This window comes from Clostridia bacterium (assembly GCA_024685775.1).
Taxonomy (GTDB): domain Bacteria; phylum Bacillota; class Clostridia; order Christensenellales; family CAG-1252; genus CAG-1252.
On the sequence record JAIKVL010000037.1, the window covers coordinates 12328 to 32454 of the forward strand.

General features: G+C 55.0%; 18 protein-coding genes. 15 read left to right on the forward strand and 3 right to left on the reverse strand.

What is annotated here, in order from left to right:
- Positions 1 to 87: 87 nt before the first annotated feature.
- Both K5753_06865 and K5753_06870 read right to left on the reverse strand, forming a co-directional pair.
- Entirely contained in the window at positions 88 to 885 is a 798-nt protein-coding gene (locus K5753_06865; protein ID MCR4726920.1) for a gluconate 5-dehydrogenase, read from the reverse strand.
- 142 nt (positions 886 to 1027) lie between these two features.
- Complete coding sequence (locus tag K5753_06870; protein MCR4726921.1) at positions 1028 to 1900, reverse strand: DUF4097 domain-containing protein; 873 nt, start codon at positions 1898 to 1900, stop codon at positions 1028 to 1030.
- A 265-nt stretch (positions 1901 to 2165) separates the two neighbouring features.
- On the opposite strand from K5753_06870, the gene K5753_06875 reads away from it, so the two are divergent.
- From K5753_06875 to K5753_06940, 14 genes are all read left to right on the forward strand, one after another.
- Positions 2166 to 3389, forward strand: a complete 1224-nt coding sequence (locus tag K5753_06875) for an argininosuccinate synthase (GenBank protein MCR4726922.1) — start codon at positions 2166 to 2168, stop codon at positions 3387 to 3389.
- Complete coding sequence (gene argH, locus K5753_06880; protein MCR4726923.1) at positions 3389 to 4768, forward strand: argininosuccinate lyase; 1380 nt, start codon at positions 3389 to 3391, stop codon at positions 4766 to 4768. Before K5753_06875 ends, argH begins: the two co-directional genes overlap by 1 nt.
- Positions 4761 to 5681, forward strand: coding sequence for an N-acetyl-gamma-glutamyl-phosphate reductase (gene argC / locus K5753_06885; GenBank protein MCR4726924.1), 921 nt, complete (start codon positions 4761 to 4763; stop codon positions 5679 to 5681). Before argH ends, argC begins: the two co-directional genes overlap by 8 nt.
- A 12-nt stretch (positions 5682 to 5693) precedes the next feature.
- Positions 5694 to 6908 (forward strand): bifunctional glutamate N-acetyltransferase/amino-acid acetyltransferase ArgJ, encoded by a 1215-nt coding sequence (gene argJ, locus K5753_06890; GenBank protein ID MCR4726925.1) that lies wholly within the window; start codon positions 5694 to 5696, stop codon positions 6906 to 6908.
- A gap of 17 nt (positions 6909 to 6925) precedes the next feature.
- Positions 6926 to 7783, forward strand: a complete 858-nt coding sequence (gene argB / locus K5753_06895) for an acetylglutamate kinase (GenBank protein ID MCR4726926.1) — start codon at positions 6926 to 6928, stop codon at positions 7781 to 7783.
- Positions 7784 to 7785: 2 nt separating this feature from the next.
- Positions 7786 to 8943, forward strand: a complete 1158-nt coding sequence (locus K5753_06900) for an aspartate aminotransferase family protein (protein MCR4726927.1) — start codon at positions 7786 to 7788, stop codon at positions 8941 to 8943.
- Positions 8940 to 9941 (forward strand): ornithine carbamoyltransferase, encoded by a 1002-nt coding sequence (gene argF / locus K5753_06905; GenBank protein MCR4726928.1) that lies wholly within the window; start codon positions 8940 to 8942, stop codon positions 9939 to 9941. The genes K5753_06900 and argF overlap by 4 nt, the downstream gene beginning before the upstream one ends.
- Before the next feature lies 1 nt (position 9942).
- Positions 9943 to 13083 (forward strand): carbamoyl-phosphate synthase large subunit, encoded by a 3141-nt coding sequence (carB, locus tag K5753_06910; GenBank protein MCR4726929.1) that lies wholly within the window; start codon positions 9943 to 9945, stop codon positions 13081 to 13083.
- Positions 13084 to 13281: 198 nt separating this feature from the next.
- The gene (nifS, locus tag K5753_06915) at positions 13282 to 14472 is read left to right on the forward strand and encodes a cysteine desulfurase NifS (GenBank protein MCR4726930.1); all 1191 of its coding nucleotides are present in this window, start codon (positions 13282 to 13284) and stop codon (positions 14470 to 14472) included.
- Positions 14473 to 14483: 11 nt separating this feature from the next.
- Positions 14484 to 14912: a Fe-S cluster assembly scaffold protein NifU gene (gene nifU, locus K5753_06920; GenBank protein ID MCR4726931.1), complete on the forward strand. Its 429-nt coding sequence runs from the start codon at positions 14484 to 14486 to the stop codon at positions 14910 to 14912.
- Between the two features lie 311 nt (positions 14913 to 15223).
- Complete coding sequence (locus K5753_06925; GenBank protein ID MCR4726932.1) at positions 15224 to 16507, forward strand: O-acetylhomoserine aminocarboxypropyltransferase/cysteine synthase; 1284 nt, start codon at positions 15224 to 15226, stop codon at positions 16505 to 16507.
- Between the two features lie 25 nt (positions 16508 to 16532).
- Positions 16533 to 17465 carry a cysteine synthase A gene (gene cysK / locus K5753_06930; GenBank protein MCR4726933.1) on the forward strand — a complete coding sequence of 311 codons (933 nt, stop codon included), beginning with the start codon at positions 16533 to 16535 and terminating at the stop codon, positions 17463 to 17465.
- A 103-nt stretch (positions 17466 to 17568) separates the two neighbouring features.
- Positions 17569 to 17937, forward strand: a complete 369-nt coding sequence (locus tag K5753_06935) for a Rid family detoxifying hydrolase (GenBank protein ID MCR4726934.1) — start codon at positions 17569 to 17571, stop codon at positions 17935 to 17937.
- Between the two features lie 12 nt (positions 17938 to 17949).
- On the forward strand, positions 17950 to 18381 hold the full coding sequence (locus K5753_06940) for an RrF2 family transcriptional regulator (protein ID MCR4726935.1): 432 nt from the start codon (positions 17950 to 17952) through the stop codon (positions 18379 to 18381).
- A gap of 49 nt (positions 18382 to 18430) precedes the next feature.
- Here the strand turns inward: K5753_06940 and K5753_06945 are convergent, their stop codons facing one another.
- Complete coding sequence (locus K5753_06945; GenBank protein MCR4726936.1) at positions 18431 to 18898, reverse strand: hypothetical protein; 468 nt, start codon at positions 18896 to 18898, stop codon at positions 18431 to 18433.
- Between the two features lie 159 nt (positions 18899 to 19057).
- On the opposite strand from K5753_06945, the gene K5753_06950 reads away from it, so the two are divergent.
- Positions 19058 to 20127 (forward strand): cation:proton antiporter (locus tag K5753_06950; GenBank protein MCR4726937.1); only part of this gene is annotated, 1070 nt, incomplete at its 3' end.

The window sequence follows — 20127 nt, forward strand, 5'->3', positions numbered from 1 at the left end:
TGAAAAACGCGCAGGCGCGTACTATTTGTACGTAACTGCGCGTTTTGAAATCAAGAAATAAAGAATTTGCCCGTTATCTGCGTTCGATTATTTGGGTTGTTTGCCGATATAAGCCAAGATGCCGCCGTCAACGTAGAGAATATGTCCGTTGACGAAGTTCGAAGCGTCGGACGCGAGGAACACCGCGGGGCCTTGCAGATCTTCCGCGTTACCCCAGCGAGCGGCGGGCGTCTTCGCGATGATGAATTGATCGAAAGGATGGCGGGAGCCGTCGGGTTGGATCTCGCGGAGCGGAGCGGTTTGCGGGGTCGCGATATAACCGGGTCCGATGCCGTTGCATTGAATGTTGAATTCGCCGTACTCCGAAGCGATGTTTCTGGTCAGCATTTTGAGACCGCCCTTCGCCGCCGCGTACGCGCTGACGGTTTCTCTTCCGAGCTCGCTCATCATCGAGCAGATATTGATGATCTTGCCGTGACCTTTCTTGATCATCGAGGGGATGACCGCTTTGGAGACGATGAACGGCGCGTTGAGGTCGACGTCGATGACCTGACGGAATTGCTCCGCCGTCATTTCGCACATCGGAATCCTCTTGATGATACCGGCGTTATTGACCAAAATATCGATCACGCCGACTTCCTTTTCGATTTTTCGAACGAGCTCGTTGACCGCGGTTTCGTTCGTAACGTCGCAAACGTAGCCGTGGGCTTCGATGCCGAGTTCTTTGTAAGAGGCGAGCCCTTTATCCACAAGCTCTTGCTTGATATCGTTAAAGACGATGGTCGCGCCCGCTTTTGCGTACGCCGTCGCGATCGCGAAACCGATGCCGTAGCTCGCGCCGGTGATCAAAGCGACTTTTCCTTTCAAACTGAACATATTTTCCATAAAAAACCTCTTATAGACCGTATTTTCCGTCGGCTTGCTTCTGACAAAGCTCGGAATAAAGCTATTATATCATATTTCGGACGAAAAGGGAAAGAGTTTCCCGAAATCTTTCGCCGCCGAAACGCGAAAAATCCCCCGCGGCTTATCCGTTTTCCGCATTCGCGACCCGAAGAGTGCCGGAGGTCATATGGAATTCGATGCGGCTTTCTCCCTTGCCGAAGAGATATTCGCTACCGTCTTTTTCGTAGTCGAGGCTCGTTTTGATCTCTCCCGTGGTCTTGCGGACGTCGATCGTCGCGCCTCCCGAGGGGAGTCCGATGCGGACGGTTCCGCTCGTCATCCTCATATCCGCGCTATCCAAGGAAAGGAAGTCGACGTCGAGTTCGCCGCTCGTCAGATCGGAAGAGAAATTTTCCGCGGCGCATTTGCGGATCGCGAATTTGCCCGAACTCGATTGGACGGTCGCTTCTTTTGCGGTGAGAGAGCGGACCGAAGTCGCGCCGCTCGTCTTGATCAGCGTGATCTCGTCCGCCGAGAGATCTCCGACGGTCGCCGAGCCGGACGTCATCGTGAGGTGAATGACTTTCGCGGTGAGTTTCTCGGCGGAAAATTTGCCGCTCGTGAGTTTGAGATTCAAGTATCGGACGGAAGGCAAGGTGATGACGAGGTCTTTATCGCAGTCTTTCGTCGTCGAGCGATATCCCGATTTCCAAAATTTGACGTCGAGGACGCCTTCGCTCAGGTAGCTTCGCATTTTCGTCTTGTCGGAAAGCTTCGATCCCGTTTCTTTTAATGTGATCTCGGTCGCGTCTTCTTTTTCGATCAAGGTCAGCGAGCCGCACAGCCAATCCACGTTCAAAGTCGTGACTTCGGACTTGTAGGTTTGGTCTCCGACGGCGTACGCGTCGGCGTTTTCGTATTTTTGTTGCGTAACGTAATCGGCGCAGCCCGTAAAGCAGAAACCGATCGAAAGGATCAAAAACAGAACGAGCGAAACGAGCGGGGTTTTTTTCATAGGGGTTCTCCTTTGCGCGCCGACGCGCGCCCTTATCTCTATTATAACACGCGCGTGCGCAAAAGGGGAAGAGCCCGATCCGTTGTTTTTTCGGATCGGGGCGAGAGTACAGATTCGGTATTTTTTGCATAAAGTGAGTATTATGCAGAAAATAATGAATAAAAATAAAAATATTTAGAAAAAACCCAAAAATTATTCAAAAAATATTTGACGAGTATGCATAAAGGGCGTATAATCAAGGTATCAAGCTCAAAGGAGAGAGTTTATGAATAAAAAAGAGATCAAAAAAGTGGTTCTTGCCTATTCGGGCGGTTTGGATACGTCGATCATCATTCCTTGGTTGAAAGAGAATTACAATAATCCCGAGATCATCGCGGTCGCGGCGAACGTCGGTCAGGCGGACGAGCTCGAAGGACTCGAAGAAAAAGCCCTGAAAACCGGCGCGAGCAAGATCTACATTTTGGATTTGACGGATGAGTACGTCAACGATTATATCATCCCGACGATGCAAGCCGGCGCGCTGTACGAAGAGTACTACCTCGGCACGTCGCACGCTCGCCCCTTGATCGCGAAAGCGCTCGTCGAAGTCGCGAAGAAAGAAGGCGCGGACGCGATCTGCCACGGCTGCACCGGAAAAGGAAACGACCAAGTTCGTTTCGAGCTCGGCATCAAGCATTTCGCTCCCGAAATGGCGGTCATCGCTCCGTGGCGCGAATGGTCGATCAAATCGCGTGAAGAGGAGATCGAGTACGCCGAAGCGCATAACGTCCCCCTCAAAATCAACAAAGAGACCAATTACAGCAAGGATAAGAACCTCTGGCACCTTTCTCACGAAGGCTTGGATCTCGAAGATACCGGCAACGAGCCGCAGTACGAGAAGCCCGGCTTTCTCGAAATGGGCGTTTCTCCGATCGACGCACCCGATAAGCCGACCTATATCGAGCTGACCTTCGAAAAGGGCTTCCCGACCGAATTCAACGGCAAGAAGATGAGCGCGAAAGAGATCGTCCTCGCGCTGAATAAAGTCGGCGGCGAGAACGGTATCGGTATCATCGACATCGTCGAGAACCGTTTGGTCGGGATGAAGTGCCGCGGCGTCTACGAGACCCCGGGCGGCGCGATTCTCTACAAAGCGCACCAGACGTTGGAGAGCCTGACCCTCGATAAGCTCACGATGCACGAAAAGCAAAAGCTTTCGATCACCTTCGGCGAGCTCGTCTATAACGGGCAATGGTTCAGCCCGCTTCGCGAAGCGCTTTCCGCTTTCGTGACGAAGACGCAAGAGTGCGTGACCGGTAAAGTCCGCTTGAAGCTCTATAAGGGCAACATCATCAAGGCGGGCGTTTGGAGCGATTATTCCCTTTACAGCGAAGAGATCGCGACCTTCGGCGAGAGCGATTACGATCAAACCGATTCCAAGGGCTTTATCACGCTGTACGGCTTGCCGACCAAGGTTCAGGCGATCGTTCAAAGTAAGGTGAAAAAATAATGTCGAAATTATGGGAAGGGCTGGCGAGCGGCGAGATCAACGAGGCGGCGGAAAGCTTTAATCGGTCGATCTCGTTCGACAAGCGGCTGATCTTCGAGGATATCGAAGGTTCGGTGGCGCACGTCAAGATGCTCGGCAAACAAGGAATTATCGAAGAAGCGGAAGCGAAAGAGATCGCGTCCGCTCTTCTCTCCATAAAGGAAGACCTTTTATCGGGCGCTCTCGAAGTCGACGAGACGGCGGAAGACGTCCATACGTTCGTCGAGCAGACGTTGACCGAAAGGATCGGCGTCCTCGGGAAGAAACTCCACACGGCGCGCAGCAGAAACGACCAAGTCGCGCTCGATATGAGGATGTTCGCCCGCAAGACGGCGGAAGAAGTCAAAGGGCTCGTCCTTTCTCTCGTCGCCGCGCTGACGGACAAAGCGGAAGAATATAAGGGGGCGGTGATGAGCGGTTACACGCATTTGCAGCGCGCGCAACCCATTACGTTCGGGCATCATCTTTGCTCGTATGCGTTCGCTTTTCTGCGCGACGCGGGTCGCCTTTCGGACGCGAAAAAGAGGCTCAATTATTCGCCGATCGGTTGCGCCGCGCTCGCGGGGACGACCTATCCGACCGATCGCAGGTTCGAAGCCTCGCTCCTCGGATTCGACGGGATCACGGAAAACAGCCTCGACGGCGTCTCGGACAGGGATTATCTCGTGGAGCTTCTCTCCGCGTTTTCGCTTCTCTCCGTCCACCTTTCGCGCCTTTCGGAAGAGCTCGTCCTGTGGAGCAGTTGGGAGTTCAAGTACGTCGAACTCTCTTCGGACTTTACGACGGGGTCTTCGATCATGCCGCAAAAGAAGAATCCCGATCTCGCGGAACTTACCCGCGGCAAGACGGGCAGGGTGGTCGGCTCGCTCGTCGCGATGCTGACGATGCTGAAATCTCTTCCGCTTGCGTACAACAAAGATATGCAGGAAGACAAGGAAATCTTCTTCGACGCCGTGGACACCGTTACGGCGTGCTTGACCGTTATGGCGCCGATGATCGCGTCTATGAAGGCGCGGACGGATAAAATGATCCAAGCGGCGAAAGAGGGCTTTATCAACGCGACCGATCTCGCGGATTATCTGACGAAGAAGGGCGTTCCCTTCCGCGAGTCGTATAAGACGACGGGCGAGATCGTCCGCTACGCGGCGAAAAAAGGCGCGACGCTCGAAGATCTTTCGCTCGAAGAATATAAATCGTACTCGCCGCTTTTCGAGAAGGATCTGTATGACGCGATCTCGCTCGAAACCTGCGTGAATAAGCGGACCAGCGAGGGCGGGACGGCGGTCTCGGAAGTGGAAAAACAAATCGCGATCCTTCGCGAAAAGGTGAAAAATGTTTAAGATATTCGTGGATGGGAAAAACGGAACGACGGGGCTTGAAATCGCTTCTCGTTTGGAAGAAAGGAAAGACGTCTCTTTGATCGTTTTGAAAGAAGAAGAGCGCAAAGAGCTTTCCGCAAGGCTCGATGCGATCGCGTCTTCCGACGTCACGATCCTTTGCCTGCCCGACGCGGCGGCGAAAGAGATCGTCCTTGCGGCGAAAGAGAAAAAGATCGCGTCGAAGATCATCGACGCGTCCACCGCGCATCGCGTGGATCCCTCCTTCGCTTACGGATTCCCCGAGCTCAGCGGGCAGCGGGAAAAGATCCGGGAAGCGCAATTCGTCGCGAATCCGGGGTGTCACGCCGGCGGATTTATCGCGCTCGTCAGACCGCTCGTCGAAGCGGGTGTGATCAAGAAAGACGCTTGCCTTTCCGCTTATTCTCTGACGGGATATACGGGCGGCGGCAAAAAGATGATCGCGGAGTACGAAGCGGACGAAACGGACGCGCTTCTCGCGCCGCGTCCCTACGGGCTTACGCAAAATCATAAGCACTTGCCCGAGATGAAAGCGCTTTCGGGGCTTTCGGTCGCTCCGGCGTTTATTCCCGTCGTGTCGTCCTATCCGCGGGGGATGCTCGTCAGCGTTCCGCTTTTCGCAAGCGAGATCGAAGGCGACCTCGGCTCGGTCAAGGCGATCTATAAAGGCTACTATCAAAGCGGCGTCGTCCGCTATGAGGACACGGAAGAAGCTTTCTTGTCCTCGTCCGCGCTCGCGGGGAGAGACGATATGGTGATCTCCGCGTTCGGAAACGAAGAAAGGATCTTGCTGACCGCGACGTTCGATAACCTCGGAAAGGGCGCGAGCGGCGCGGCGGTGCAAAATATGAATCTGATGCTCGGGATCGAAGAGACGACCGGGCTGAAACTGTAACGGAGGAAAGCTATGAAGATTATTGAAGGCGGCGTTACCGCGGCGAAAGGATTTTCGGCAAGCGGCGTTCACGCGGGCATTCGGAAAAGCAAAAAGAAACGCGATCTCGGACTCATCTATTCCGAGAAGAGAGCGGCTGCCGCCGCGCTTTACACGACGAACCTTGTAAAAGGCGCGCCTCTCGCGGTCACGAAAGAGCATATCAAGGACGGTTTCGCGCAAGCGATCATCGTAAACAGCGGAAACGCGAACACCTGCAACGCGAACGGAATCGAAATCGCGGAGCAAACCGCGCTTCTCCTTTCGAAAGAGCTTAAAATCGCGAAAGAGGACGTCGTCGTCGCGTCCACGGGCGTGATCGGTCAGCAGATGACGATCGAACCCTTCGCGGAAGGGATCCCGCCCCTCGTCGGGTCGCTCTCGAACGAAGGCTCTTCCCTCGCCGCGGAAGCGATGATGACGACGGATACCGTCAAAAAGGAAGTCGCCGTCAGCTTTACGGTCGGCGGAAAAGAGGCGAAGCTCGGCGGGATCGCGAAAGGTAGCGGAATGATCCATCCGAATATGGCGACGATGCTCGTCTTTTTGACGACGGACTGCGCGATTTCTCCGAAGATGCTTCAAAAGGCGCTTTCGAACGACGTGCAAAACAGCTTTAATATGGTCAGCGTGGACGGCGACACTTCGACGAACGATATGGTCGTCATTCTCGCGAACGGACTCGCGGGGAACGCTTCGATCGAAGAAGAAGGCGAAGACTTCACCGCGTTTATGACCGCGCTCAACACCGTTACGGTCGCGCTGTGCAAGGCGCTCGCGGCGGACGGCGAAGGCGCCACGAAATTCTTGGAATGCCGCGTCAGCGGAGCGAAGACCCTTGCGGACGCGAAAAAAGCGGCGAAAGCCGTGATTTGCAGCAGCCTCGTCAAAGCCGCGATGTTCGGCTCGGACGCGAACTGGGGCAGGGTCCTTTGCGCGGTCGGCTACTCGGGCGCGGACGTGGACGTAACGAAGATCGGCGTGACGTTCAAGAGCAAGAAAGGCGAGATCACGGTTTGCGAAAACGGCGCGGGCGTGGATTTCTCGGAAGAGAAAGCGAAAGAGATCCTTCTCGAAAGCGAGATCACGATCGACGTGACCTTCGCGGACGGCGACGCTTCCGCGACGGCTTGGGGCTCGGATCTGACCTACGATTACGTTAAGATAAACGGCGATTATCGCACTTGATCGCCGCGGGAGGAAGTATGCAAAACTTATCGAATTACGAAAGGGCGGAAGTCTTAACGCAGGCTCTTCCCTATATCAAGAAGTACACGGGAAAGATCGTCGTCGTCAAGTACGGCGGCAACGCGATGATCAACGAGAACCTTAAAGAGCAGGTCATGCAGGACGTCGTCTTGCTGTCGTTGATCGGCGTGAAGGTCGTCCTCGTCCACGGCGGCGGCCCCGAGATCTCCTCTTTGATGGATAAGCTCGGGAAGAAACCCGTCTTCGTCAACGGACTCCGCGTTACGGATAAAGAGACGGTGGACGTCGTCCAGATGGTCCTTGCCGGAAAGATCAATAAATCCCTCGTTTCTCATCTCGAATCCAAGGGCGGGAAAGCGATGGGCATCTCGGGTATCGACGGGAAACTTATCGTCGCGAAGCAAAAGGACGAGAAACTCGGTTACGTCGGCGAGGTCGTTAAGATCAATATCAAACCCGTCCACGATCTCCTCGAAAAGGGGTATATCCCCGTCGTCTCCACCGTCGCGATCGGCGAGGACGGCGAAACGTATAATATCAACGGAGACACCGCCGCGGCGTATCTCGCGGGCGCGTTGAACGCGAAAAGGCTCATTATGATGACGGATATCGCGGGCGTTCTTCGCGATCAAAAAGATCCTTCGACCTTGATCCCCGAGATCAATCTGAAAGAAGCGGAAGCGCTTCAAAAAGAGGGCGTCATCTCGGGCGGGATGATCCCGAAGGTAGAGTGTTGCACGCTTGCGATCAAGAGCGGCGTTCAAAAGGCGATCATTATGGACGGGCGCGTTCCGCATTCGATTTTGATGGAGCTTTTGACGGACGAAGGCAGCGGCACGATGTTTGTGGAGTGAATATGAACACCTTTGAAAAAGATAAAAAATACGTCGCGGGAACCTACGCGCGTTTCCCGATCGAGATCGTTTCGGGAAAAGGCTCGATCGCGGTCGGGTCGGACGGAAAGAGCTATCTCGATATGGGTTCCGGAATCGCCGTGAACGCGTTCGGGATTGCGGACGAAGTTTGGGCAAAAGCGGTCAAAGAGCAGATCGACCGCTTCCAACACACCTCGAATTTGTACTACGCTTCTCCCTGCGCATCCCTTGCCGAGGCGCTTTGCGAGAAGACGGGCTATAAGAAAGTCTTCTTCGGAAACTCGGGCGCGGAAGCGAACGAATGCGCGATCAAGATCGCCCGCAAGTGGGGTGAAGAGAAGGGAAAGAGCGAGATCGTAACGCTCGTCTCGTCTTTCCACGGGCGCACGATCACGACCCTCGCCGCAACGGGACAAGACGTTTTCCACAAGCATTTCGGTCCTTTCCCCGAGGGCTTTTCGTATACGCCGGCGAACGATATCTCCGCGCTTCGCGCCGCCGTCTCGGATAAGACCGCGGCGATCATGCTCGAATTCATTCAGGGCGAAGGCGGCGTCAACGTCCTCGACGCGGCGTTCGTCGAAGAAGCGTTCCGCCTTGCGAAAGAAAAAGATTTTTTGGTAATCGCGGACGAAGTCCAGACAGGCAACGGCAGGACGGGCAAATACTTCGCAAGCGAATATTACGGCGTAAAACCCGATATCACGACGACGGCGAAAGGGCTCGGCGGCGGGCTTCCGATCGGCGCTTGCCTGATCGGGGAAAAAGCGGAATCCGTCCTCGGGGCGGGCGACCACGGCTCGACCTTCGGCGGAAACCCCGTCGTCTGCGCGGGCGCGCTTTCCGTCGTTGATCGCATCGACGAGGCTCTTCTCACTTCCGTTCGGGAGAAAGGGGAATACATTAAAAACAAACTCGAAGGGCAGGAAGGCATTCTGTCGGTCTCCGGAAGGGGGCTTATGCTCGGCGTCAAGACGGCGTTCGACAGCCGCGCGGTCGTAAACGCTTGTCTCAAAAAGGGCGTTCTGTTCCTGACCGCAAAGGATAAAGTCCGCTTACTTCCCGCGTTGAACGTCCCTTACGAGGTCGTCGATCAAGCGATCGAGGTTTTGCTCTCGGTCGTAAAGGAGGGCGTATGAGCGCGGCGCTGTACGGAAAGAATTTTTTGAAACTGCTCGATTTCTCGAAAACGGAGATCGAAGAATTTTTGCGGATCGCGGCGCTTCTCAAAACCTATAAGAAGACGGGCGTCCCGCATCGCCTTGCCGAGGGAAAGAATATCGCCCTCGTCTTCGAAAAGACCAGCACCCGCACCCGTTGCGCGTTCGAAGTCGCGGCGGCGGATCTCGGAATGAACGCCGTCTATCTCGACCCGAAAAGCTCGCAGATTGGGAAAAAGGAAAGTCTTCCCGATACGGCGAAAGTCCTCGGGCGTATGTTCGACGCGATCGAATACAGGGGCTACGGGCAACAGATCGTCGAGGATATCGCGCGCTATTCGGGCGTTCCGACGTATAACGGTCTCACGAACGAATTCCATCCGACGCAGATCCTCGCGGACTTCTTGACTTTGAAAGAAAAATTCGGGACGCTCGAAGGGCTGTCCCTCGCTTATTACGGCGACGCGCGCTACAATATGGGGAATTCCTTAATGGTCGGCGCGGCGAAAATGGGGATGCGCTTTACGGCGTGTTGCCCCGAAAAGTATCGCCCCGATCCCGCGCTCGTAAAGACCTGCGAAGCGATCGCGAAGAAGAGCGGCGGCGAGATCCGCTTCGAGACCGATCCCGAAAAGGGCAGCAAAGGCGCGAACGCCGTCTATACGGACGTTTGGGTCTCGATGGGCGAACCGCAAGAGGTCTGGAAAGAAAGAATCGAGGAGCTTTCTCCCTATCGCGTAACGAAGAACGTGATGAAGAACGGAGCGAAAGGAGCGGTCTTCCTCCATTGCCTGCCCGCGTTTCACGATCTCGGAACGGAGATCGGGCGCGAGATCCACGAGAAGTTCGGGCTGACGGAAATGGAAGTTTCGGACGAAGTGTTTTTAAGCGACGCATCCGTCGTCTTCGACGAGGCGGAAAACCGCTTGCACACGATCAAAGCGGTCATGGCAGCCACGCTGTCCGAGGGGGTCTGATATGAAGCGCACGGATCTGAAAAAAATAATGATCATCGGATCGGGGCCGATCGTCATCGGACAAGCCGCCGAATTCGACTACGCGGGCACGCAGGCTTGTATCGCGTTGCGCGAGGAAGGCTATAACGTCCTTCTCGTCAATTCCAACCCCGCGACGATCATGACCGATCCGCAAATGGCGGACGAAGTCTATATGGAGCCTTTGACCGTTTCTTATATCGAAAAGGTCATCGAGAAGGAAAGACCCGACGCGCTCCTCCCCGGCATCGGCGGGCAGACGGGGCTGAACCTCGCGATCGAGCTTGAAAAGAGCGGCGTCTTGAAAAAGTACGGCGTCGAACTTCTCGGGACGAAGAGCGAAAGCATCAAGAAAGCCGAAGACAGAGAACTCTTCAAAGAGATGTGCGAAAAGATCGGCGAGCCGGTCATCCCCTCGCTCGTGACCTACTCGGTCGAAGAAGCGAAAGCCGCGGCGAAAGAGATCGGGTATCCGGTCGTCCTTCGCCCCGCGTTTACTCTCGGCGGAACGGGCGGCGGCTTCGCGGATAACGAGGAAGAACTCGTCGAAGTCGCGGAGCAGGGTTTCCGCCTTTCTCCCGTCCGTCAGGTTCTCGTCGAAAAGAGCGTAAAGGGCTATAAAGAGATCGAATTCGAAGTGATGCGCGACGGGGAGAATAACGCGATCACCGTCTGCGGAATGGAGAACGTCGATCCCGTCGGCGTGCATACCGGCGATTCGATCGTCGTCGCGCCGATCCTGACGCTGACGAAAAAACAACTCAAAACTTTGAACGACAGCGCGATCAAGATCATCAAAGAGCTTGAAATCTCGGGCGGTTGCAACGTCCAGTTCGCGCTCTCTCCGACTTCGGACGATTACTATCTGATCGAGGTCAATCCGAGGGTCTCGCGTTCGTCCGCGCTTGCTTCCAAAGCGAGCGGTTATCCGATCGCCCGCGTTACGGCGAAAGTCGCGGTCGGGATGCTCCTCTCCGAGATCGAAGTCGCGGGAGGAACGGCGGCGATCGAGCCTTCTCTCGATTATATCGTCGCGAAATTCCCGCGTTTCCCGTTCGATAAGTTTACGACGGCGTCCAACCTTCTCGGAACGCAGATGAAGGCGACGGGCGAAGTCATGGGCATCGGGAGCAACCTCGAAGAATGCATGTTGAAATCCGTTCGTTCTCTCGAAGTCAAGGTCTCCCACCTTTATCACCCGAAGTTCGACGATATGACGGAGGAAGAACTCTTCGAGTATATTCGCGTCTTCCGCGCCGATAACTTCTTCGCGATCGCGGAGCTTTTGTCGCGCGGAGCGACCGTCGAAGCCGTCTCGAAAGTAACGATGATCACGCCTTATTTCATTCGCTCGATCCAAAAGATCATCGAGGAAGAAGAGCGTTTGAAAGAAGCGAAGTTCGAAAAGGCGGAACTCCTCGCCGCGAAAAAGATGGGCTTCTCGGATAAGTACGTCGCGAAGCTTTGGGATTCGACCGAAAAGGAAGTCTCCGCTTTCCGCAAGGCGCAGGGCGTCGTCCCCGCGTTCCGTATGGTGGATACCCTTCACACGGGCAAATATATCCCGTATTTCTATTCGTCTTACACGGGGAAGAACGATTCCGTCCACACCGATCAAAAGAAGATCGTCGTCCTCGGCGCGGGTCCGATCCGCATCGGGCAGGGTATCGAATTCGACTATTCGACCGTCCACGCCGTGCAGACCATCAAAGCTTCGGGCTACGAGTCGATCATCATCAACAATAACCCCGAAACCGTCTCCACCGATTACACGACGGCGGATAAACTCTATTTCGAGCCGTTGACCCCCGAAGACGTGTCGAGCGTCTTGGATTTCGAGAAAGCGGCGGGCGTCGTCACCTCGCTCGGCGGACAAACGGCGATCAATCTCGCCGCGCCTCTCGCGGCAATGGGCGCGCCTTTGATCGGGACGAGTAAAGAAGCGATCGATCGAGCGGAAGACCGCGATCTGTTCGATAAACTTTTGTCGGAGATCGACGTCCCCCGTCCGAAGGGCGTCGCGGTCAAGAGCGTCGAAGAAGGCGTCAAGGCGGCGGAAGCGCTCGGTTATCCCTTGCTCGTTCGCCCGAGTTTCGTCCTCGGCGGCAGGGCGATGATGATCGTCTCCAAAAAAGCGGAGCTCCTCTCTTATCTGACCGAAGCGGTCGAGATCGGCGAGGATAAGCCCGTCTTGATCGACAAGTATATCAAAGGAAAAGAAGTCGAGACCGACGCGATCTCGGACGGAAAAACCGTCTTCGTCCCCGGCATTATGGAGCTCGTCGAGCGGACGGGCGTCCACTCCGGCGACAGCATTTCCGTCTTCCCCGCGCTTTCGCTTTCGGAAACCGTGAAGCAAAAGATCTTGGATTACACCGAGAAACTCGGGCTTGCCGTCGGCATCCGCGGATTGTTCAACGTCCAGTATATCGTAAAGGACGAGGACGTCTACGTCATCGAGGTGAATCCGCGTTCGTCGAGGACGGTCCCCTTCCTCTCCAAGGCGACGGGGATCCCGATCGCGGACGTCGCGACCAAAGTTATTCTCGGGGAAAGTCTCGAAGATCTCGGCTACGTGGGTTACTCCGAAAAAGACCGCGGCTATTTCGTCAAAGTCCCCGTGTTCTCCTTCTTGAAGCTCTCGGGACTTGATTCCTATCTTTCTCCCGAAATGAAATCCACGGGCGAAGCGATCGGCGTCGGAAAGACGGCGGACGAAGCCTTTGAAAAAGCCTTTATCGCTTCGGGAATGAAGCTCGAAAGAAGCGGCGTCGTCTTCGTCAGTTTGGCGGACGAGGATAAGGACGAAGCCTTCCCGCTCCTCGTGAAACTCGCGAAAATGGGCTTTACTTTCGCTACGACGGGTCTTACGACCAAGTATCTCCTCGAAAAAGGCTACGAGACGAAGCATCTCGGCAAGGCGAGCGAGGGCAAGAGCGAAGCCGTCGATTTCATTAAAGAGGGCAAAGCGGCATACGTCGTCAACACGCGCGCGATCCTTTCCGGCGTCCACTACGCGGACGGCGCGCTGATCCGCCGCGCGGCGATCGAAGCGGGCAGACAGCCGATCACTTCGCTCGACACCTTGAAAGCGCTCGTCTCCGTCTTGGAAAACCGCAGATAAAAAATCGCAAAGCGCTTGCGATCGGAAGAAGCGCGGCGCATCAAATAATTTTACTCGGCGAAAAGCCCGTTTTCGAATCATTCGGAAGCGGGCTTTTTTACCGTCTTTTCAAAAATTTTTCATTTGTCGCTATCAACCTATTGACAAGGTAGGTTGAAGATGGTATAATGCTTCCGAATTACGAACGAGGGAGCTTTTATGAAGGTATATTTGGATAACGCGTCCACAACGAAAATGAGCAAAGCGGCGATCGAAGCGATGATCCCGTTTTTCGAGGAGTACTACGCGAATCCGTCGAGTTTGCATTCGATGGGGCAGGAAGTCAAAGAGAAGCTCGAAGAGGCGCGCGCCGCGGTCGCAAAGGCGCTCGGCGCGAATCCCGAGGAGATCTATTTTACGTCGGGCGGGAGCGAAGCGGATAATCAAGCGATCCTGTCCGCCGCGAAGATCGGCGAGAGAAAGGGGAAAAAGCATATCGTGACGACGGCGTTTGAGCATCACGCTGTCCTGCATACCCTCGCGAAACTCGAAAAGCAAGGCTTCGAGGTGACCTATCTTCCCGTCGGGAGCGAAGGGAACGTGACCGCCGCCGAAGTCGCCGCCGCGATCCGCGAGGATACTTGTCTCGTAACCGCGATGAGCGCGAATAACGAGATCGGATCGGTGCTTCCGATCGCGGAGATCGGCGCGGTGTGCAGAGAAAAGAAAGTTCTGTTCCACACGGACGCCGTGCAAGCGGTCGGGCATATCCCGATGAACGTTTCGGAGATGAAGATCGATCTTTTATCCCTGTCCGCGCATAAGTTCCACGGTCCCAAAGGCGTCGGCGTTTTGTTCGCGCGAAAGGGCGTCGCTTTGTCGAACCTGATCGAAGGCGGCGCGCAGGAGAAAGGTCGCCGCGCGGGAACGGAGAACCTATCGGGTATCGCGGGGCTTGCCGCCGCGCTGACGGAGGCGACGGAGCATTTGAACGAGAACGCGAAGCGGGTCGCGAGACTGCGCGATAAACTCATAAGCGGGCTCAGCGCGATCCCCCACAGCGTCTTGAACGGCGATAAAGAAAACCGCCTGCCCGGGAACGTGCATTTCTGCTTCGAAGGGATCGAGGGAGAAAGCCTGCTCCTTTTGTTGGACGAATTCGGGATTGAAGCGTCCTCGGGGTCGGCGTGCACGTCGGGTTCGTTGGATCCGTCCCACGTCCTTCTCGCGATCGGGCATCCGCACGAGATCGCGCACGGATCGCTTCGCTTGACGCTTTCCGAGTACACGACCGAAGAGGAGATCGATCTCGCGCTCGAAGCAATCCCGAAAGTCGTGGCGAGACTTCGCGCGATGTCGCCGATTTGGAGAGATAAGACGCAAGGAAAGAAACCTTTTATATTGGAATAAGGAGAAAGACGATGGCTTTATACAGTGAAAAAGTAATGGACCATTTCAGAAATCCCCGTAACGTCGGCGTGATCGAAGACGCGAACGGAATCGGTGAAGTCGGAAACGCCAAATGCGGCGATATTATGAAGATCTATTTGAAGATCAAAGACGGGATCATCGAGGACGTAAAGTTCGAGACGTTCGGATGCGGCTCCGCGATCGCGTCGAGCTCGATGGCGACCGAACTTATCAAGGGGAAACCGCTTTCCGACGCGCTCACTTTGACGAATCAAGCGGTCACGGAAGCGCTGGACGGGCTTCCCGCGCATAAGATCCACTGCTCGGTTCTCGCGGAAGAGGCGATCAAAAACGCGATCCTCGATTATTATCAAAGGGAAAATATCCCCTACGATGAAGAGACCTTCCGCGGCGCGGGGCACGTTTGTTGCCACGAATAACGAATAAAAGAATCCGAAAACGATTCAAGCGAAACGGCGAAGCGATTCGCCGTTTTTCCGTTTTTAAGGGAAACGGATTTTTTGAGAAGTATTGAAAAAAGTTTGTAAAAACCCTTGACAGGCAGGAATTCCTATGGTATTATCAAATCAACCTACGAGGTTAGTGGGTAGAAAGGAGAAACGCCATGACTGAATTACTGATCGCGCTTGTTCGCAAAAATTTCCGTTTCGGACGAATGTGTTGTCGATGTTGCAGATAGGAACTTCGCAGACGCAATCGTTTAATGAAAATAAAAAGGAGATTTTATATTATGGCTAACTACAAATTCGAAACGTTACAAATTCACGTCGGGCAAGAGCAGCCCGATCCGGCGACCGACGCGAGAGCGGTGCCGATCTACGCGACGACGTCTTACGTCTTTAAGGATTCCGCGCAAGCGGCGGGCAGATTCGGCTTGACCGAAGGCGGCAATATTTACACCAGACTTATGAACCCGACGAGCGACGTCTTTGAAAAGAGGATCGCCGCTTTGGAAGGGGGCGCCGCGGCGCTCGCGACGGCTTCCGGTTCCGCAGCGATCACCTATGCGATTCAGAATATCGCGACGGCGGGCGACCATATCGTCGCTTCGAGCAACCTGTACGGCGGCTCCTACAACTTGCTGGCGCACACCTTGAAAGAGCAGGGGCTTTCGGTTACCTTCGTCGACCCCTCGGATCCCGAAAACTTCGCGAAAGCGGTTCAACCGAATACCAAACTTTTCTACGCGGAGACGCTCGGCAACCCCAACTCGGACGTTATCGACCTCGAAGCGATCTCGTCCGTCGCGCATAAAAACGGAGTTCCGCTTATCGTGGATAACACCTTTGCGACTCCGTATTACCTGCGTCCGATCGAGCACGGCGCGGACGTCGTCGTCCACTCGGCGACCAAGTTTATCGGCGGGCACGGGACGGTGATGGGCGGCGTCGTCGTGGACGGCGGCAATTTCGACTGGGCGCAAAACGACAAGTTCCCCGGGCTCAGCAAACCCAATCCGTCCTATCACGGCGTCGTGTTTACCGAGGCGGTCGGAAACCTCGCCTATATCATCAAACTCAGGACGACCCTTTTGAGAGATCAAGGCGCGGCGATCTCGCCCTTTAACTCGTTCCTTCTTCTGCAAGGTCTCGAAACGCTTTCGCTTCGCTTGGAGCGCCACGTCGAGAACGCGCTGAAAGTCGTGGAATTCTTAAAGAAGCATCCGCAGGTCGAGAAGGTCAATCACCCCTCTCTCGAAAAAGGGAAGCAGAAAGCGCTGTACGATCGCTATTTCCCGAACGGCGCGGCTTCGATCTTTACCTTCGAGATCAAAGGCGACGCAGAAAAAGCGAAAAAGTTCACCGAGAGTTTGGAACTTTTCAGTTTGCTCGCGAACGTGGCGGACGTCAAATCTCTCGTCATTCATCCGGCTTCCACGACGCATTCGCAGCTCAGTGAAGAAGAGTTGCTCGGCGCGGGCATTAAACCGAATACCGTGCGCCTTTCCATCGGAACGGAACACATCGACGATATCCTCGCGGATCTCGAAAGAGGCTTCGCGGCAGTAAAATAACAGAATCGAAAAGGAGAATAAAACAATGGCTAAAATCTACACTTCGGCGGATCAACTCGTCGGCAAAACTCCGCTTTTGGAGCTTACGCATATCGAAAAGGAACTGAATTTGGAAGCGAAAATTTTCGCGAAACTCGAATACTTCAACCCCGCGGGGTCGGTCAAAGACCGCATCGCGAAAGCGATGATCGAAGACGCGGAAGAAAAAGGCTTGTTGAAATCGGACTCGGTCATCATCGAACCGACTTCGGGCAACACGGGGATCGGACTTGCGGCGATCGCGGCGGCGAAAGGGTATAAGATCATCATCGTTATGCCCGAGACGATGTCGGTCGAGCGCAGGCAACTGATGAAAGCCTACGGCGCGGAACTCGTCCTGACGGACGGCGCGAAGGGAATGAAAGGCGCGATCGCGAAAGCCGCGGAACTCGCCGCCGAAACCCCGAACAGCTTTATCCCCGGGCAATTCGTCAATCCCGCGAACCCGAAGATCCATAGGGAGACGACGGGCCCCGAGATCTTCGAGGACACGGACGGGCAGGTCGATTTCTTGGTCGCGGGCGTCGGAACGGGCGGAACGATCACGGGGGCGGGCGAGTACTTGAAGAGCAAGAAACCGAGCGTAAAGGTCGTCGCGGTCGAACCCAAGACGAGCGCGGTCCTCTCCACGGGCGTCGCGGGCCCGCATAAGATCCAAGGCATCGGCGCGGGCTTCGTCCCGGACGTCCTCAACACGAAGGTTTACGACGAGATCATCCCCGTCCAAAACGAAGACGCGTTCGCCGTCGGAAAACTCATCGGAAAGAAAGAAGGCGTCCTCGTCGGGATCTCTTCCGGCGCGGCGACTTGGGCGGCGATCGAGCTTGCGAAGCGCCCCGAGAACAAAGGGAAGAATATCGTCGTCATCCTGCCGGATACGGGCGATCGTTATCTTTCGACGGCGCTCTTCCAAGACTGAAAAAACAATTCGAAAATTTTTTCCACCCCACGGTTTCAAGCCGTGGGGTAATGTTGTATACTGGAAAGAGAACGCTTGACTTAAAGCGGGAAAGGGGGGTACTATGAAACAGGTCCAAACGGAAAAAGCGCCAAAAGCGGTGGGTCCGTATTCGCAGGCGATCGTCAGCGGCGGTTTCGCGTTTTGCTCCGGTCAGCTCGGGATCGGCGCGGACGGCGCGCTCGGAAGCGGGATCGAAAGCCAAACGAAAAATGCGATCGAGAACCTTTCCGCAGTCCTTCTCGCCGCGGGCAGCTCGCTTGACCGCGTCGTCAAGACGACGTGTTTCCTCGCGAACATTTCGGACTTCGCGTCGTTCAACGAGATCTACGGGAAGTATTTTACGGGGAGACCCGCGAGAAGTTTGATCGAGGCGGCGGCATTGCCGAAAGGGGCTTTGGTCGAAATCGAAGCGATCGCGGAAATTCGATAAAAGGAGAACGGTATGAAGATTTCAACAAGAGGCAGATACGCGCTGCGCGTTATGATCGACCTCGCGGAGCACGCGAGCGAGAATTATATTCCCTTAAAGGATATCGTCGCGAGGCAGAACATCTCGCAAAAGTATCTCGAAGGGATCATGACCGACCTTTCCAAGGCGGGAATGTTGGACGCGCAACACGGTAAAGGCGGCGGATATAAGCTTAATCGCAGCCCCGATCTCGTGACCATTCTCGAAGTCTTGCAGACGACCGAAGGCGATCTCGCGCCGATCTCCTGTTTGGACGCTTCGGCGAAACCTTGTTCGCGCGCTTCCGAATGCAGGACGCTTCCGATGTGGGAAAAGCTGTACGCCTTGATCCGCGAATATCTCGGGAGCGTGACCCTCGCGGACTTGATGTCGGGCGATAACGGCGGCGACAATTACGTTATTTGAAAATAAAATCTTATGTAAAAGGTCGGTTCGAGCCGACCTTTTTTTACGCTCACAGAAACTTTTTCAACGCTTCGACCGAGCCCGAGAACATCGCGAGCGTGTCTTTGACGATCGAGGCGGTCTCGTCGCTGACCGAGATCGCGTTTTCGTTTAAGCAATGCGTCAGGTCGGTGATCCCCATATTCGTCCCTTTGATGAGTTTTTCCGCGATATGCTCGTTACTCTTGTCGCCGAAGATCGAAAGTTTGACCATCTTTTTTTGCCATTTTTGTTTCATCGTTCCGTAGACTTCGGGATCCACGTCCAGCTTCTTCATCTGATCGCTGACTCTTTCGCAAAGCGCGCCGTATTCGCCGATGAGCTGTTTGACGTAGGAGTTCAGTTCGCCGATCGCCGTCTCCTTGACGACGTCCAACGACTGGATCCCGTAGACGAGGGATTTCATACATTCGTTCAAAAGTTCCTCTTCGTTTTCCGCGAATACGCGTTTGTTTTGGTTTTCGATAACTGCGTCCATAGTTTCCTCCGTTTTTCGTTAGTTTGGACGGATTTTCGGGAATTATAACGCGCGGGAGAAAGCAATCGGGAGCGAACGTTTGACAAGGAAAGATTTGAGGACTAAACTGTAAGCGTCGATAAAAAAGAAAAGGAGGTGCGCGGTTTTGCGCGATAGGGTATGGATTTTCTGACGAGTCTTGCTTTGATTCTTCTTTCTTCCGTCATCCTCGGATCGATCTTCCGCGCGATCAAGCTTCCGCCTCTTCTCGGAATGCTTCTCGTCGGCATCATTTTGGGTCCGCATCTTTTGAACCTGATCGCGTCGCCGCTTCTCGAAGTCAGCGCGTCTCTTCGCGAAACCGCGCTCATCATTATTTTGACCCGCGCGGGTCTTTCTCTGAACTTAAAGGATCTGAAAATCGTCGGCCGCCCCGCGATCATGCTCTGCATGGTTCCGGCATTGACCGAGATCCTCGGCTATATGCTGTTCGCGACGCTCCTTATCAAGACTTCTCTTCTCGAAAGCGCGATCATCGGAACGGTCATCGCCGCCGTCTCTCCCGCGGTCGTCGTCCCCCGAATGATCGCTTTGCAGGAAGGCGGCTACGGGACGCTTCATTCCGTCCCGCAGATGGTGAACGCAGGTTCTTCGATGGATGATATCTTCGTCATCGTCGCCTTTACCGCCCTCGTCGGAATGGCGAAGACGGGGACGTTCGAATTCGGAATCTTTTGGCAAGTCCCCGTTTCCATCGTCCTCGGCATCGCGGTCGGCGCGCTCGTCGGATGGGGCTTGGTCTTTTTGTTCCGCCATATCCACACGCGCGACACCGTCAAGATCATCGTTATGATCTCTTTCGCCTTCCTGTTCGTGACGCTGGAAAACGCGGTCGGGAAGTACGTTCCTTTTTCCGCGATGCTCGCGGTCGTTACGGTCGGCGTTACTTATAACGCGATGGATCCGATCCGCTCGGGGCGTTTGTCCAAAAAGTACGAAAAGATTTGGGTTCTCGCCGAGATCATTTTGTTCGTCCTCGTCGGCGCGGAAGTCGATCTGTCCTACGTCGCGAAGAGCGGCGGGATCGTCGCCGCCGTCATTTTGCTTTCGCTCGTCTTCCGTATGGGCGGCGTCTTCCTCTCTTTGATCAAGACTCCCTTGGATCTCAAAGAACGCCTGTTTTGCGCGATCGCCTATATCCCGAAAGCGACGGTGCAAGCCGCGCTCGGCGCGATCCCTCTTTCGATGGG

Coding starts and splice junctions, on each gene's coding strand:
- K5753_06865 (MCR4726920.1), bottom strand. CDS start 885: ATGGAAAATATGTTCAGTTTGAAAGGAAAAGTCGCTTTGATCACCGGC.
- K5753_06870 (MCR4726921.1), bottom strand. CDS start 1,900: ATGAAAAAAACCCCGCTCGTTTCGCTCGTTCTGTTTTTGATCCTTTCG.
- K5753_06875 (MCR4726922.1), top strand. CDS start 2,166: ATGAATAAAAAAGAGATCAAAAAAGTGGTTCTTGCCTATTCGGGCGGT.
- argH (MCR4726923.1), top strand. CDS start 3,389: ATGTCGAAATTATGGGAAGGGCTGGCGAGCGGCGAGATCAACGAGGCG.
- argC (MCR4726924.1), top strand. CDS start 4,761: ATGTTTAAGATATTCGTGGATGGGAAAAACGGAACGACGGGGCTTGAA.
- argJ (MCR4726925.1), top strand. CDS start 5,694: ATGAAGATTATTGAAGGCGGCGTTACCGCGGCGAAAGGATTTTCGGCA.
- argB (MCR4726926.1), top strand. CDS start 6,926: ATGCAAAACTTATCGAATTACGAAAGGGCGGAAGTCTTAACGCAGGCT.
- K5753_06900 (MCR4726927.1), top strand. CDS start 7,786: ATGAACACCTTTGAAAAAGATAAAAAATACGTCGCGGGAACCTACGCG.
- argF (MCR4726928.1), top strand. CDS start 8,940: ATGAGCGCGGCGCTGTACGGAAAGAATTTTTTGAAACTGCTCGATTTC.
- carB (MCR4726929.1), top strand. CDS start 9,943: ATGAAGCGCACGGATCTGAAAAAAATAATGATCATCGGATCGGGGCCG.
- nifS (MCR4726930.1), top strand. CDS start 13,282: ATGAAGGTATATTTGGATAACGCGTCCACAACGAAAATGAGCAAAGCG.
- nifU (MCR4726931.1), top strand. CDS start 14,484: ATGGCTTTATACAGTGAAAAAGTAATGGACCATTTCAGAAATCCCCGT.
- K5753_06925 (MCR4726932.1), top strand. CDS start 15,224: ATGGCTAACTACAAATTCGAAACGTTACAAATTCACGTCGGGCAAGAG.
- cysK (MCR4726933.1), top strand. CDS start 16,533: ATGGCTAAAATCTACACTTCGGCGGATCAACTCGTCGGCAAAACTCCG.
- K5753_06935 (MCR4726934.1), top strand. CDS start 17,569: ATGAAACAGGTCCAAACGGAAAAAGCGCCAAAAGCGGTGGGTCCGTAT.
- K5753_06940 (MCR4726935.1), top strand. CDS start 17,950: ATGAAGATTTCAACAAGAGGCAGATACGCGCTGCGCGTTATGATCGAC.
- K5753_06945 (MCR4726936.1), bottom strand. CDS start 18,898: ATGGACGCAGTTATCGAAAACCAAAACAAACGCGTATTCGCGGAAAAC.